This is a genomic window from Flavobacteriales bacterium, from assembly GCA_020635795.1.
GTDB lineage: Bacteria > Bacteroidota > Bacteroidia > Flavobacteriales_E > Vicingaceae > Vicingus.
Window position 1 is genome coordinate 266,493 of sequence record JACJZD010000001.1, and the last position, 14,361, is coordinate 280,853.

Consider the following 14,361-nt stretch of genomic DNA (forward strand, 5'->3'; position numbering starts at 1 on the left):
AGAATGAAACATAGAATTGTAATATTGTTACTAATGATGATGAGCTTTGCATTTTGCAAGGCTCAAACTCTTTTTGAGCAAGGTGTTCATTATTATCAAATTCGAGCCGAAAAACATCAAGAATTAAAAGTTGATTCGATTAACATTAATAAAGCCATTGACTTTTTTACTAAAGAAATGGGAACTACCAACGATGAAAAAGCCACAGAATATTTATTGCTCTCGTATTATTATAAGGCAGCCTTTGTAGTTCGAACAAAGCAAGACCAACAGCACAATTATCAGCTAGGTGCTTTATTGGGCGAAAAAGCAATAATTAAATACCCTAAAAATGAAGCTGTCTTGCTTTGGTATATTGCTAATTTTAGCAAATACGGAGAAAGTTTAGGAGTGGTGAGTTCAGCTAAAAATGGTTTGGCAGATAAAGTAAAACTGCATACCGAAAAATTAATTGCATTAAACCCTAAATTTAACGATGGTGCGGGTTATAAAATTCTTGGGGTAATCAATTACAAGGTGCCACATATACCATTAATCATTACTTGGCCATCAAAACAAGTGGCTGAGGATTATTTAAAAAAGGCTTTGGCAGTAAACCCAAAATCTATCTCAAATTTGTTTTATTATGCCGAATATTTGAGTGAGGTAAAACGAAAAGAGGAAGCCAAAATAATTTTAAAAATGGTGGTGGAATCTACTCCTAGAAAATCTAATTTAATTGAAGACCTTTACGATATTACTCAAGCCAAGAAACTCTTAAATAAATTATCGGACAAATAAAAAAGCAACCTAAAAGGTTGCTTTTTTATTTGTCATATTGAGCCTGAAGAAACACAAACTCAAGAATGGCTATTAAATATCAAAAAACTCGAAGAAGAAGATAACTGCAGCTTGTTCTTTTTTTACTCCTTTAGCCGAGCCAACAACACTACCATTTTTTCTGATGTCTCCATTACTTTCAATTTTACCTTTAACGCTTCCATTAATTCTAACATCCCCGTTTGATTCAACTTTACCAATTACAGAGCCATTTTTTCTGATGTCTCCATTACTTTCAATTTTACCTTTAACGCTTCCATTAACTCTAATGTCGCCGTTACTTTCAAACTTGCCTTTAACACTTCCATTAATTCTAACATCACCGTTCGATTCTACTTTTCCAAAGCTAGAACCACCTTTTCTTAAATCTTGAGCTGAAGCATTGCTAACAAAAACGCATATTGCGGCAGCCATAACAAATTGTAATAATTTCATGTTGTATTTTTTTAGGGTTTATAATATTACCAATAATAAGAAATAATTGGAAAGTAGGCAAATAAAAGTTAAACCTTGTAACTCATAAACCAGCTACGTATTTTCATTTGAATGATACCGAAAATAGCTTCTTTAAAAATTCCGCCACTCATTTTAGAGGCTCCTTGTTGGCGGTCGGTAAAAATAATAGGAATTTCTACCACGTTAAAACCAAGTTTGGTGGCAGCAAATTTCATTTCAATTTGAAAGGCATAACCTTTAAATTTTATTTTTTCTAAATTAATGGTCTCCAATACTTTTCGGCTATAACACTTAAAACCAGAAGTGGTATCTCTTATGTTCATGCCAGTAATAAAACGCACATAAGCAGAAGCGTAGTACGACATTAAAATTCTGCCCATAGGCCAATTTACTACATTTACACCTTTAATGTAACGAGAGCCAATGGCTAAATCGGCACCAGCTTTATCGCAAGCATGATGTAATTTTATTAAATCTTCGGGGTTGTGCGAAAAATCGCAATCCATTTCGAAAGTATATTGATAATTGCGGTTTAACGACCACTTAAAACCATGAATGTAGGCAGTACCCAGTCCAAGTTTTCCTTTGCGTTCTTCAATGTGTAATTGATTCGGGAATTCTTTTTGTAATCGTTTAACAATATCAGCAGTTCCATCAGGCGAACCATCATCAATAATTAATACATCAAAAGCCTTGCTTAACGAAAAAACTTTTCGAATCATGGCTTCAACGTTTTCTTTTTCGTTGTAGGTTGGTATAATTACTATTGAGTCTGACATTATTTATAAATCTACTGTAAAGATATAAAATTCGAGTAGAGTTTTTAACCTCTAGTTAAATACTTGCTTTTTTTATGAAATTTTAACGAAATATGTTATTGATTTATTACACTTAGTTTCTTCCATTGTAAATAGCCATAAATAGCGATAAATGAATAAGCAAACATAAGTAATGCATATATTTCAAGCCCTCGACTAAAATATAGATAGGTGCTTAAAGCATCAATTACTATCCAATACACCCAGTTAGAAATCCATTTTTTAGCAGTTAAGTATGTTGCGATAAAACTAAAAATGGTAGTAAACGAATCAATTAAAGGTTTTTCAGCTTCTTTAAAAAATGCATCAATTACATAGTATAGGGCTAATGAGAAAACGGTTCCTACAATTAAAATATAGACATGAGTTATTAGTTTTTGCACATAAACTTCAGTATGCTCTTTCTGATTTTTCCATGTAACCCAGCCGTAAATTCCAGCAATTACATAAAAGAAGTACAAAACCGCTTCGGCATATAATTTAGCATAACCAATAAAAAGAAAAATGCTGATTAATGAGCCAATTATTCCAAACAGCCAACACCAGTTATTGTTTTTTGCAGCCAAAACTACATACACAATACCCAAAACAACGGCAGTAATTTCAAGGAATAATTCCATGATTAAATGGCTAAAGCTCCATTTAAAACTTTCATTACAAAAATCATTTTACCGTATTTTTCAAAAGAAGCTTTAATCTCTTTTTGTAAAATAACCATTACCTCATCGTACTCACCTACAATGTGAGTGCTCGTAGCATTTGTTTTTACGGTTATGTTTGTATTTAAATTTAAACGGTCAATAAAATCTTGAATAGGCGGTATGTAGTCTGCGTTTAATGGGTAGTTACTAATTTCTACGGTTGTTTTCATTGGTTTTGTTTTAAAAAAAATCCCATTCTTTTTGAATGGGATTTTAATGTTATTCAATTATTTTTAGGCTAACTGAGCAGAAGTAATTCCTTCTAGTATAGCGTTTAATGTTTTGCTCGGACACATTGCTTTTTGTACTTTTTCTACTGATGGAAAATAGTATCCATCAATATCAACGTGAGAACCTTGAGCATCATTTAACTCGTTAACAATGATGGTTTCATTTTCTGTTAACGAAGCTGCTGTTTTTGCAAAAAGTGCTTGTAATTCGGCATCTTTAGTTTGTTTTGCCAAAGCCTGAGCCCAATACATGGCTAAATAAAAGTGACTACCTCTATTATCTAATTCTTTGGCTTTACGCGATGGAGATTTGTCTTCTTCCAAAAACTTACCTGTTGCTTCGTCTAAAGTTTCAGCTAAAACCTTCGCTTTTGGATTGTTAGTAGTTTCGCTCAAATGTTCTAACGATACAGCTAAAGCTAAAAACTCACCTAACGAATCCCAACGTAAATGCCCTTCGTTTACAAATTGTTCAACATGCTTTGGAGCAGAACCACCAGCGCCGGTTTCAAACAAGCCACCACCATTCATTAATGGAACAATTGAAAGCATTTTTGCACTTGTTCCTACTTCTAGTATTGGGAATAGGTCGGTTAAATAATCTCTCAACACATTTCCAGTAACAGAAATCGTGTCTTTTCCTTCTCTAATTCTATCTAGTGTAAATTTCATAGCATCTACAGGAGATAAAATATGAATTTCCAATCCTTTGGTATCATGGTTTGATAAATAGTTGTTCACTTTTTTAATGATGTTTGCATCATGAGCTCTGTTTTTGTCTAACCAAAACACAGCAGGAGAACCTGTTGCTCTTGCTCTAGAAACAGCCAACTTAACCCAGTCTTGAATTGGAGCATCTTTAGTTTGGCACATTCTAAAAATATCACCTTCGTTCACTTGTTGCTCCATCAATATTTTACCAGCTTCGTCAACAACTTTTACAGTACCAGCTGTTGCTATTTGAAATGTTTTATCGTGCGAACCATATTCTTCGGCAGCTTGAGCCATTAAACCTACGTTTGGAACACTACCCATGGTTGTTGGGTTAAAAGCACCATGTTTTTTACAGTTTTCAATTATTTCTTGATACAATCCTGCATAGCTTGTGTCAGGGATAATAAATTTGGTATCTTTTGGTTTGCCATCTGGTCCCCACATTTTACCCGAACTACGAATGTAGGCTGGCATCGAAGCATCAATAATTACATCGTTTGGCATGTGTAAATTGGTAATGCCTTTGTCAGAATCAACCATGGCTAATGATGGTCTGTTAGCATAACAAGCGTTAATGTCTGCAATTATTGCATTTTTTTCGGCTTCTGGTAATTGATTGATTTTTGTATATAAATCAGTTAATCCATTGTTTACATCTATACCTAAAGTTTTAAAGGTGGTAGCATGTTTTTCGAAAACGGGAGCAAAAAATACAGAAACAAAGTGACCAAAAATAATAGGGTCAGAAACTTTCATCATGGTAGCTTTTAAGTGTACCGAAAATAGGATGTCTTTTTGTTTTGCATCTTCAATTTGCTCTGCGATAAAGCTTCTTAATGCATTTTTACTCATTACTGAGCAGTCGATAATTTCATTGGCTTTCAAGGCTGTTTTTTCTTTTAAAACAGTAGCTTTTCCTGTTGCATCTACCAATTCAATCCTTACATTTCCTGCTTTAGCAACTTCAACCGATTTTTCAGAGTGATAAAAATCTCCAGTACTCATGTGTGAAACATGTGATTTAGAATCTGATGCCCAAGCACCCATACTATGAGGATGTTGTTTTGCATAGTTTTTCACTGCTTTTGGAGCTCTTCTGTCAGAGTTTCCTTCACGTAGAACAGGGTTTACAGCACTACCTTTTATTTTATCGTATTTCGCTTTTGCTTCTTTTTCTTTGTCAGTTTGTGGAGAGTCAGGGTAGTTTGGAATGTTGTAGCCTTTTGCTTGTAATTCTTTAATGGCATCTTTTAATTGTGGGATAGATGCACTAATGTTAGGCAGTTTTATAATGTTGGCTTCAGGTTTTGTAGCTAATTCGCCTAATAAAGCTAAGTCATCTGTAATACGTTGGTCTTCTGTTAAATATTCAGGAAAATTTGCAATAATTCTACCTGCCAATGAAATATCTTTGGTTTCTACATTAATGTTTGCACATTTAGTAAAAGCATTTACGATTGGAAGTAATGAATAGGTCGCTAAAGCAGGAGCTTCATCAGTTTTAGTATAAATAATTTTAGTTTTTTGTGTCATGATATAAGCTGTTTTTAGAAGAAATTATTATCGATTTAATTTGTAGTTTTACACTTGCAAAATCGAAAGCGAAGTTAACGATTATATCAGCCTTTTCAAACCATATTTCAACAAATTTTAGACTGGTTTTCGAAAAGTTGATTTATTTTAAAAATTATTCACACTGAATTGTTTGAATATTAAAATAAAATTTACGTATTTTGCACTCCTAAAATTTAAAGAGTAAAGAAATGTCAAAAGTTTGTCAAATAACAGGAAAGAGTGTAATTACAGGTAATAATGTTTCTCACTCGAAAAGAAGAACAAAAAGAAAGTTCTATCCAAACTTATTTTTAAAGAAATTTTATGTTCCTGAAGAAGATGCTTGGATTACATTGAAAGTTTCTGCTGCAGGTATTAGAAATATTGATAAAAAAGGTATCTCTGCTTGTTTAAAAGAAGCAAAAACAAAAGGTTTTTTAGCATAAAATAAGATATAATTTTATTATTGGTATAAACGTTGTTACTTTAGTAGCAACGTTTTTTTTGTTTATAGATGTACAAATCAATTTTATATTGTTTATTGCTTGGAGTGTCTTTTTCTGGGCTTGTTGCTCAAGAAAAGGTGATTGATTTAAAACAATCGACAGAGCATGTTGCTTTGATTGAATACGATAATGATTTATTGCCAACTTCATTTTTTGAAAGAAACAGGAATGAGTTGAGAAAACTAATGCCTCCAAATTCTGTTGCGGTGTTGTTTGCCAATCCCATTCAAAATCGTTCTAACGATGTTGATTTTCAATACCATCAAGACCCCAATTTCTATTACTTGACAGGCTTGCGAGAGCCAAATGCAATGATATTAATTTTTAAAGATGTACAAGAGTTTGGCGATGGAATGAAAACAGACGAGATTCTGTTTTTACAAAGCAGAAATAAATTAGATGAAGTTTGGACTGGAAAAAGATTAGGCGCGGAACGTGCAATATCTTATTTGGGAATAAAATCGGCTTTAGATGCTGCTGATTTTAATAAGTTTAGTGCTGAGTTTGCAACCTTCGATAAAATTTTAGTTGGTGAAATTCACCATGAATTAAAAAATAAATTTAACAAAGAAGATTTGTACAGTTTGATTCAATCGTTTCATTCAAAAACGGAGAAGTGTTTAGAGAAATTAGAAAAAAATCAAATCAATAATCAGTTTCTGCCTCAACTACGTCAAGTAAAGCAAGGCGAAGAGTTGGTTTTATTAAAAAAAGCCATTGACATTACCTGCGAAGCCCAAATTGAATTGATGAAATCATTAACTCCAACAATGAAGGAGTATCAATCTCAGGCTATTGTAGAGTATATTTTTAAAACCAATGGAGCTGAATACCCGGGTTTTCCTACTATAATGGGTGCAGGTGAAAATACTTGTGTGTTACATTATACAAGTAACAGAAAACCTTTGGAGAAAAACGATTTGTTGGTTTCTGATATAGGGGCAGAGTATCATGGTTATACGGCAGATGTTACACGGACTTTGCCAGTAAATGGAAAGTTTTCGGAAGAACAAAAAATTATTTACAATATTGTGTTAGAGGCTCAAAAGGCAGGTATTGCTCAGTGCAAAAAAGGAAATAAGTTTTGGGACCCGCACGATGCTGCAACAAAAATTATTGCTGCAAAATTAGTTGAGCTGGGTATTATTGATAAAGCTTATAAAGTAAAAGAATATTTTATGCACGGAACATCTCATTATTTGGGATTAGATGTACATGACGCAGGTTTGTTCGGTTCCTTGCAGTCGGGTAATGTTATAACTGTTGAGCCAGGAATTTATATTCCAGCAGGATCTAAATGTGATAAGAAATGGTGGAACATTGGTGTTAGAATTGAAGATGATATTTTAATTACCGATGGTGAACCTATTAATTTATCGGAAAAAGCACCTCGCGAGATTGCAGAAATTGAGCAGCTTATGTTAGAAGTTGGGAATTTCGAAAAATAACATCTTTCTAATTTTTCTTAAAAGAATGTAACCATTTGTTGATTTGTAGCGTTCAACTAACATTGTTTAACTCCTAAAAATTTTGCTATGAACTCAACTACTACTCATGTTCCACAAATTGTGGAGAAAGAAGATATCGCTAAATTGGTTTTTCCAAAAGAAGAAGTGTTGAAAGATGCAGAAAAGCAAAAAGAGTTGAAAGCAGCTTTAGACAAAGCCTTAAAACTTGGTAATGCTTACAAAGGAAAGGTAAAAATATTGTTTGAAGATAACGAAGGCTTAAAGTCGGTAGAAACTACCATTTGGGGAGTAACTGACAAGAATATTCTGTTAAAACAGACGATTATTCTTCCGACTAGAAGAATACATGAAATCAAATTTTATTAGAAATAAGATAAGTATAGTCAAATGAAAAACCTCCCATTGCGAGGTTTTTCATTTTTAGCTTATTTTTGTTTTATGAGCAAACTAAAATCTTCTGCCGAATTCTATTACTTTCTTTTAGCAGGATTATTTATTGCCTTGTTGGTTTCGTGTAATTTAATTTTTCAGAAATTTTTTAGTTGGAACCCAATGGGACTTTTTAATTTTGAGTTATCGGTAGGATTAATACCTTATCCGCTCACTTTTTTAGTTACCGACTTAATTTCTGAAATATATGGGAAGCAACGAGCAAATCAAGTTGTAAAAGTTGGGTTAATAGCTTCAGTTGTAGTAATGTTAGTCGTGATTATTTCTTCCCTTGTTCCTGCAACGAGTTGGTCGCCAGTAAATGATAATGTTTTTAATAATGTGTTTGGGTTAACTGGAGTTGCAGTTGCAGCATCGATGCTGGCATATTTGTTTGCTCAATTTATCGACATTCAAATATTTCATTATTTAAAACAACTTACCAACGGAAAACATTTGTGGATAAGAAACAACTTTTCCACCATTACTTCTCAATTTGTCGATACCTGTGTAGTTTTACTGTTGTTGTGTTCTTTTAATGCCATTAAATGGGATATGTTTGGAACACTCTTAATAAGTGGTTTCTTATTTAAAGTGTTGGTTGCTTTATTGGATACACCTTTCTTTTATCTCTTTACCTATCTTTTAAAAAGAAAATTCAAATTGAACGATTGTCAGGAAGTAAGTTTTTAACGTCTATTAACAAAAGCCATTTAAAAAGATGATTTAACTGCAATCAGAATCATTAACTTTACAATCGATAAAAATTTAAGTATGAAGTTCAATTTCCTAAAAAAATCTCTCACAGTTTTAGTTGTTTTTGTATTATCACTATTTAGTCTGCAAGCACAAATTTACGATCCCGTTGCTTGGTCGTACGAGACTAAAAAAATAAACGAAACAGAAGCTGAATTAGTTATAAAAGCTACTATAGAGAGAGGGTGGCATTTATATGCAATTGAACTTCCAAGCAATGATGGACCAATAGCAACTACAATTGTGTTTGCTCCTTCTGATAATTATGAATTAGTTGGTAAACCTACAGAAGGAAAATATAAAACCGAGTTTGATCCAAATTTTAATATGGATTTAAACTATCATGAAGTGGAAGCTATATTTACACAAAAAATAAAAATTAAAAATAACGCTCCATTTAGAATTGAAGGAACTCTTGAATCGATGGTTTGTAATGCAGAAATGTGTCTGCCTCCCGAAATTGTTGACTTAGATTTTGCCATGAATGGTGCTTCAATCAGTAATGCTGAAATTGGAGTTGCAGGAGATGTTTCCAAAATTATCCCTCAATTACCCAATATGAAGATAGACGAACCCCTGAGTGATTGCGGTGAGAAAAAGGAAATAAGCAATGTTTGGTTAGTGTTTCTTTTTGGATTTATTGGAGGTTTAATAGCTTTGCTAACTCCTTGTGTTTTTCCGATGATTCCTTTGACAGTAAGCTTTTTTACCAAAGGTGGTAAAGACGGAAAGAAAGGTTTGGGTCGAGCTGTTTTATATGGTTTTTTCATCTTTTTAATTTACGCGGTATTGAGCGTTCCATTTCATTTTAACACCGACCCAGAGGTATTAAATGAAATAGCTACCAGCGTGTGGTTGAACGTGATTTTCTTCGCTGTATTTTTAATCTTCTCAATTTCATTTTTTGGATTTTTCGAAATTACTTTGCCAAGTAAGCTAACCAATAAGGCTGATTCAGCATCGGATGTTGGTGGTATATTGGGTATCTTTTTTATGGCATTAACATTAGCATTGGTTTCATTTTCTTGTACAGGACCGATTTTAGGAACGGTACTAGGAAATTCACTAAAAAATGGACCTTGGCCAATTACAGCAGCCATGAGTGGGTTTGGAGTAGCTTTAGGTTTGCCTTTTGCTTTGTTTGCTGCTTTTCCTAGTATCATGAAAAACTTGCCTCAATCTGGAGGTTGGTTAAATTCTGTTAAGGTTGTTTTAGGATTTATCGAACTAGCATTGGCATTAAAATTCTTATCAAATGCCGATTTAGTAATGCAATGGGGTTTAATACAACGTGAAACATTCTTTTTAATTTGGACAATAATAGGAGTAGGGTTAACACTATATTTGTTAGGCATCTTAAAGTTCCCACATGATTCGCCAATTATCAAGTTTTCACGATTTAGAATTATTTTTACCACAATAATTGTGCTGTTTACTATTTACATCTCAACTGGTATTTTTAAAAGTTCACCATGGAGCCATAACTTTTTGAGTGGATTTCCACCACCAGCATTTTACAGTTGGTACGAAAATGAAACATTCCATGCAGAGTTTACTGATTTTAATGAAGCATTGGCTGAATCCAAACGAACAAACAAGCCATTACTTATCGATTTTACAGGTTGGGCTTGTGTAAATTGTCGTAAAATGGAGGAAAGCGTTTGGACAGTTGCTGAAATAAAAGAAAGACTGAAAAACGATTTTGTGTTGGTTTCACTTTATGTAGATGACAAAGTTAAATTACCAGAGAATGAACAAGGTGTTTTTGAATTTGATGCTAACGGAATTGTTAAAAAGAAAACCATCAAAACCATTGGAAACAAATGGGCTACTTTTCAAACCCATGTATTCAATAATAATTCTCAACCGTATTATGTAATGCTTTCGCCAGATGGTGAGTTGTTGGCAAACCCTATTGGTTATATGGACGATGAAAAGGAGTATAAGGCGTATTTAGATTGTGGAATAGTTACATTTAAAAGTATTGAAAAGAAAGATGAGGTTGCACCAACTTTTCAAATAATCAATTAAAAATATTTTTCGACATTGATTTAAATCATGTTTTAATTACTTCTAGAAAAGTACTTTCGTTATATGTTTGAAAATATAACCAAATAGGTTTATTTTTTTACAGTTAACGTTTTAAATAATAAGTATGAATCTGTTTGAGATTGAAAACATTTGGATTTTCTTGATGATTTTGCCTTTGGTGGCATTTATGTATGCTGCTGTCGGACATGGTGGGGCAAGTGGATATTTGGCATTAATGGCATTATTTGGGTTTGCACCTGAAACAATGAAACCAACAGCATTGGTCTTAAATTTATTCGTTGCAGGAATATCGTTTCTGCATTATGCAAAATCGGGTCATTTTAATAAAAAATTGTTTTTCTCTTTTGCTATAACTTCAATTCCCCTGGCTTTTGTAGGTGGTATGATAGAAATTGATGCTTCGTTGTATAAAAAAATATTGGGAGTGCTGTTGGTTTTTGCAATTTTAAAGATGTTAAATGTTTTTGGAAAAGAAACGAATGAAACGAAGGAAATAAAAATTTGGCAAGGATTAAGTGTGGGTGGTTCTATTGGTTTCTTTTCAGGATTAATTGGCATTGGTGGAGGAATTATTTTAAGCCCTGTTATCTTGTTAATGAAATGGGGAAATATGAAAGAAGCTGCTGCTGTTTCAGCGTTATTTATTTGGGTAAATTCTGCAGCTGGGCTAGCAGGTCAGTTTAGTAGTGGAGTACATATCGATGCTCAAGCATTAATTTTAGTAGCTATTGCAGTAGTAGGAGGTTTTCTTGGTGGGTATTTAGGTAGTAAGAAATTCAACAACAAGATTCTACGATATTTGCTAGCTTTCGTATTGCTTACGGCTTGTATCAAGCTGTTTTCTATATAACCAATTACTACTGTTTGCTTTTGTAGTGAAACAGTTCTGGTTTAAACGTTATCATGATAAATGCCCACGTTGGTGTTAAGGAACTATTCCCTCCTTTTATTGTTTCCATACTTTTTTCAGCAAGCATAAAAGCAAATCCACCGTCGAGCGTGGTAAACTCGTTAAACTTATATTTTATGGAGATATCGTTTTCAAAGGCTAAAAATGGATGGATGATGTTGTTGTTTTTATCTAAAACATTATTTTGAGTGTAAAATAAGTGAGCATCGTTTTTAATAGAGCATTTTTTACTGAAAGCGTATTGAATAAATAGGTATGGATTGATTAATCCACCATTTTTAACGTCTTTAGGAAAGGAAGTAAAATAATCCATTCGCCCCATAAATCGATGCGCTACACCATACAATGGCTCAAACGAATTAGAGACCTTGCTTTTTTTGGAAGCATCATCACCACTTAATAGTTCAGCACCAAGCCATGTGGTTAACTTTTCTGAAGGCTTGTACTTTATTTCTGGTTGAACGTAAAATGCCGATAATTTTACTCCGTTAGGTGTATTCCCGTATTGGTAATAACCTGAAATGGTTGCATAAAACTTATTGGTTTTAAATTCTATTCGTCCACCACTTGTCGCTCTTAAAAAAAGCACTTGTTGATTTGTTTTATGCTCAAAACCATCCGTAGCGTTTATCGTCGTTAATGTAGTTTTTTCGCTTACTTGCCATTTTAGATGATGCACACCCAACATTTTGTAGTTGTTAAAGCCCATTGGAGAATAGTTGGTTTGAAAAACGTTTTCGTTACTTTGACTAAAAGCACCCAATATTTCCGAAAGCACTTTTTTATTTTTATAGATGAAACGAATACCTTCATGAGCCCTGCTTTGTTGTGACCAATCTGCTGGAGAAAATAAGCGGTTGTTGTCTAAATCTAATTTTTGGCGACCAATTCTAATAGAAGTAGTTTTCGATAGAATGGGTTCGATATAAGTTTCAAAAACTCCGATACTTCCTGAACTTGAAAATTGCCCTGTTTGACCATAAAGTCGAATATCTTGTAAAGAAGTATGAAAAATTAATTTGTCGGTTTGATACGTAATATTTAATCGAGTTCGTTGGTTTACAAAATAAGAAGGACTTGTAGTATCGTTTTTTAATTGTTTGTAACCATCGCGGTATTCTGCACGTGGTCTAAACTCTAAATCAACATTGAACTCTTTAAAATGTGTGGTATCTTGAGCAACTAAATTGTTGGTGCAAAAAAACAAAAATGCTACCATGCAACAGAAACTAGTTATGATGTTTAAGCGAAGCATTTTTTTACGCTATGTATTATAAAATATAACGCAAAGAAAAGTAATACTCTTCATGTAGTTTATGACTTAAATCATTATCTTAAAAAATTAAACGAATTTTTGTTTGAAGTACAACGACAAACTCCAGAAAATTAACAAAGCACCAATAAAGGCTGAAACTCTACCAATATAATCACCATGTTTGGAGTAGAAGGTTAACTCACTGTTTAGGTTAATTTTTCCTGAAATAACAGCTTGTTCCCACCATTTGGTAGCTTGTAAAATTTCTCCTTTTTGATTGATAAAACATGAAATACCAGTATTTGCACTTCTTGCAATGCTTCTTCGGGTTTCAATAGCCCTCATTTTCGCATATGCTAAATGTTGTTTATAACCAGGAGTATCTTCCCACCAACCATCGTTGGTAATAATAAAAATAACATTAGCACCCTTTGTAATATAGTCGGTTACGTATTCGCCATAAATAGACTCGTAACAAATAACAGGAGCAATTTTAGCAGTTTCATTTTCAAAAATCTTGGCTTCTTTTTCTACGCCCAAACTACCCATGGTACCACCCAAATTGATTGCATATTTTTCGAATGGAGCTAGAATTCTGGCAAAGGGTAATTTTTCTACACCCAACACTAATTTCGATTTATGGTAAATTTTTATTTCTTCGTAGGGTTTAATTTGTAAAGCAGTATTAAAAGCATCGTACCATCCACCCGTTTGTTCATCAGGTCGAGCAGTTGCCGTAGGTTTTTCATTACTTTTAGCGTAATCGATGTAAGTGTTAGCACCAATTATTAATTTGCTTTTTGGGAAATCAGTTAGAAGTCTTTTGGCTTCAATTACACCATAATTATCTTCTAATTCAATTTCTAAGCAACCTCTAGGTATGGCAGTTTCAGGAGCAACCACGAAATCGGTGGTCGTCGTCATTTTTTGTTTTGCTAACGATAAAATCCTATCTACCTGTTGTGCTTCCGACATACCTCCAAATTTATCTTTGTATGGGTCGATGTTTGGTTGTATAACCACGACTTCAATTGGGTTTTCGGCTTCGGTATAATTACTTCCAATAATTAATGATGCTACAATTGGCACAATAATTAAAAGAGCTAAAATGAGTATTAACTTTACTTCCTCCTTCCATTTGTTGCCTAATAAAACAATTTTACGGAATAGGTTAAAAACCAAAATGTTTACCAACAAAATCCATAAGCTACCACCCAATGCTCCAGTGTATTCGTACCATTGGATTAAATTGGTGTAATTGGCAAAAGTATTTCCAAAGGTTGACCACGGGTGAGATAAATCCCAATTGTAGTGCAGCCATTCAAAGCCTAACCACATTACGATTAAAGCAAAATAGCCTTTGTTTGTTCCTAACCTTTTTTTAATGTTGTGAAACCACATAAATATGGTTGCCATAAAAAGTGAATTTAACACTTCTGCCATAACCATTCCTGCTTCTGAGGCATACCAAATCCACCAGGTAGAAAAAGTGTTAAAAACCAAAAAGGCTAAGTAGGCATAGCCAAAAACCGTTATCGATTTTGCTTTGTTTTGAAATAGGTGGTATTCTACATAAAGTAAAGGAATTAAAGCCACAAAAAATAAAGGTGCTAAGTTTCCAGTTTCAGGCCAAGAAATGCCCATCAGTAAACCACTTAAAATAGATAAGCCGAGAAGTTTTAGTTTTTGCAT

The 14,361-nt window shown here is 33.4% G+C and carries 14 protein-coding genes; 7 read left to right on the forward strand and 7 right to left on the reverse strand.

The annotated features are described in order from the left end of the window. The first annotated feature begins 3 nt into the window (after positions 1 to 3). Positions 4 to 780: a hypothetical protein gene (locus H6589_01135; protein MCB9173192.1), complete on the forward strand. Its 777-nt coding sequence runs from the start codon at positions 4 to 6 to the stop codon at positions 778 to 780. A 72-nt stretch (positions 781 to 852) separates the two neighbouring features. On the opposite strand, the gene H6589_01140 is transcribed toward H6589_01135, so the two are convergent. From H6589_01140 to H6589_01160, 5 genes are all read right to left on the reverse strand, one after another. Then, entirely contained in the window at positions 853 to 1,254 is a 402-nt protein-coding gene (locus tag H6589_01140; GenBank protein ID MCB9173193.1) for a polymer-forming cytoskeletal protein, read from the reverse strand. Positions 1,255 to 1,322: 68 nt separating this feature from the next. Next, entirely contained in the window at positions 1,323 to 2,054 is a 732-nt protein-coding gene (locus H6589_01145) for a polyprenol monophosphomannose synthase (protein ID MCB9173194.1), read from the reverse strand. 95 nt (positions 2,055 to 2,149) lie between these two features. Then, on the reverse strand, positions 2,150 to 2,713 hold the full coding sequence (locus tag H6589_01150; protein ID MCB9173195.1) for a nicotinamide mononucleotide transporter: 564 nt from the start codon (positions 2,711 to 2,713) through the stop codon (positions 2,150 to 2,152). Between the two features lie 2 nt (positions 2,714 to 2,715). After that, the gene (locus H6589_01155) at positions 2,716 to 2,964 is read right to left on the reverse strand and encodes a hypothetical protein (protein MCB9173196.1); all 249 of its coding nucleotides are present in this window, start codon (positions 2,962 to 2,964) and stop codon (positions 2,716 to 2,718) included. Positions 2,965 to 3,027: 63 nt separating this feature from the next. After that, a complete protein-coding gene (locus H6589_01160) occupies positions 3,028 to 5,271 on the reverse strand; it encodes an NADP-dependent isocitrate dehydrogenase (protein MCB9173197.1) in 2,244 nt (747 codons plus the stop codon). A gap of 230 nt (positions 5,272 to 5,501) precedes the next feature. On the opposite strand from H6589_01160, the gene H6589_01165 reads away from it, so the two are divergent. The 6 genes from H6589_01165 (at position 5,502) to H6589_01190 (ending at position 11,354) form a co-directional block, all read left to right on the forward strand. Continuing rightward, entirely contained in the window at positions 5,502 to 5,738 is a 237-nt protein-coding gene (locus H6589_01165) for a 50S ribosomal protein L28 (protein MCB9173198.1), read from the forward strand. A gap of 68 nt (positions 5,739 to 5,806) precedes the next feature. Next, the gene (locus H6589_01170; protein MCB9173199.1) at positions 5,807 to 7,246 is read left to right on the forward strand and encodes an aminopeptidase P N-terminal domain-containing protein; all 1,440 of its coding nucleotides are present in this window, start codon (positions 5,807 to 5,809) and stop codon (positions 7,244 to 7,246) included. A gap of 87 nt (positions 7,247 to 7,333) precedes the next feature. Beyond that, a complete protein-coding gene (locus H6589_01175) occupies positions 7,334 to 7,633 on the forward strand; it encodes a hypothetical protein (protein MCB9173200.1) in 300 nt (99 codons plus the stop codon). Positions 7,634 to 7,705: 72 nt separating this feature from the next. Next, positions 7,706 to 8,389 (forward strand): queuosine precursor transporter, encoded by a 684-nt coding sequence (locus H6589_01180; protein ID MCB9173201.1) that lies wholly within the window; start codon positions 7,706 to 7,708, stop codon positions 8,387 to 8,389. Between the two features lie 81 nt (positions 8,390 to 8,470). After that, positions 8,471 to 10,483, forward strand: coding sequence for a thioredoxin family protein (locus H6589_01185; protein ID MCB9173202.1), 2,013 nt, complete (start codon positions 8,471 to 8,473; stop codon positions 10,481 to 10,483). Positions 10,484 to 10,607: 124 nt separating this feature from the next. Then, on the forward strand, positions 10,608 to 11,354 hold the full coding sequence (locus tag H6589_01190; GenBank protein MCB9173203.1) for a sulfite exporter TauE/SafE family protein: 747 nt from the start codon (positions 10,608 to 10,610) through the stop codon (positions 11,352 to 11,354). A 7-nt stretch (positions 11,355 to 11,361) separates the two neighbouring features. Here H6589_01190 and H6589_01195 read toward each other — a convergent pair whose 3' ends face one another. Together H6589_01195 and lnt are read right to left on the reverse strand one after the other, a co-directional pair. Then, on the reverse strand, positions 11,362 to 12,633 hold the full coding sequence (locus H6589_01195) for an alginate export family protein (protein MCB9173204.1): 1,272 nt from the start codon (positions 12,631 to 12,633) through the stop codon (positions 11,362 to 11,364). 123 nt (positions 12,634 to 12,756) lie between these two features. Beyond that, positions 12,757 to 14,361 carry an apolipoprotein N-acyltransferase gene (gene lnt / locus H6589_01200; protein MCB9173205.1) on the reverse strand — a complete coding sequence of 535 codons (1,605 nt, stop codon included), beginning with the start codon at positions 14,359 to 14,361 and terminating at the stop codon, positions 12,757 to 12,759.

Bases quoted from the DNA above. Each gene is read 5' to 3' on its own strand.
- H6589_01180 (MCB9173201.1), top strand. From the start codon at position 7,706: ATGAGCAAACTAAAATCTTCTGCCGAATTCTATTACTTTCTTTTAGCA.
- H6589_01145 (MCB9173194.1), bottom strand. From the start codon at position 2,054: ATGTCAGACTCAATAGTAATTATACCAACCTACAACGAAAAAGAAAAC.
- H6589_01140 (MCB9173193.1), bottom strand. From the start codon at position 1,254: ATGAAATTATTACAATTTGTTATGGCTGCCGCAATATGCGTTTTTGTT.
- H6589_01155 (MCB9173196.1), bottom strand. From the start codon at position 2,964: ATGAAAACAACCGTAGAAATTAGTAACTACCCATTAAACGCAGACTAC.
- H6589_01175 (MCB9173200.1), top strand. From the start codon at position 7,334: ATGAACTCAACTACTACTCATGTTCCACAAATTGTGGAGAAAGAAGAT.
- lnt (MCB9173205.1), bottom strand. From the start codon at position 14,361: ATGCAAAAACTAAAACTTCTCGGCTTATCTATTTTAAGTGGTTTACTG.
- H6589_01160 (MCB9173197.1), bottom strand. From the start codon at position 5,271: ATGACACAAAAAACTAAAATTATTTATACTAAAACTGATGAAGCTCCT.
- H6589_01165 (MCB9173198.1), top strand. From the start codon at position 5,502: ATGTCAAAAGTTTGTCAAATAACAGGAAAGAGTGTAATTACAGGTAAT.
- H6589_01185 (MCB9173202.1), top strand. From the start codon at position 8,471: ATGAAGTTCAATTTCCTAAAAAAATCTCTCACAGTTTTAGTTGTTTTT.
- H6589_01135 (MCB9173192.1), top strand. From the start codon at position 4: ATGAAACATAGAATTGTAATATTGTTACTAATGATGATGAGCTTTGCA.
- H6589_01195 (MCB9173204.1), bottom strand. From the start codon at position 12,633: ATGGTAGCATTTTTGTTTTTTTGCACCAACAATTTAGTTGCTCAAGAT.
- H6589_01170 (MCB9173199.1), top strand. From the start codon at position 5,807: ATGTACAAATCAATTTTATATTGTTTATTGCTTGGAGTGTCTTTTTCT.
- H6589_01190 (MCB9173203.1), top strand. From the start codon at position 10,608: ATGAATCTGTTTGAGATTGAAAACATTTGGATTTTCTTGATGATTTTG.
- H6589_01150 (MCB9173195.1), bottom strand. From the start codon at position 2,713: ATGGAATTATTCCTTGAAATTACTGCCGTTGTTTTGGGTATTGTGTAT.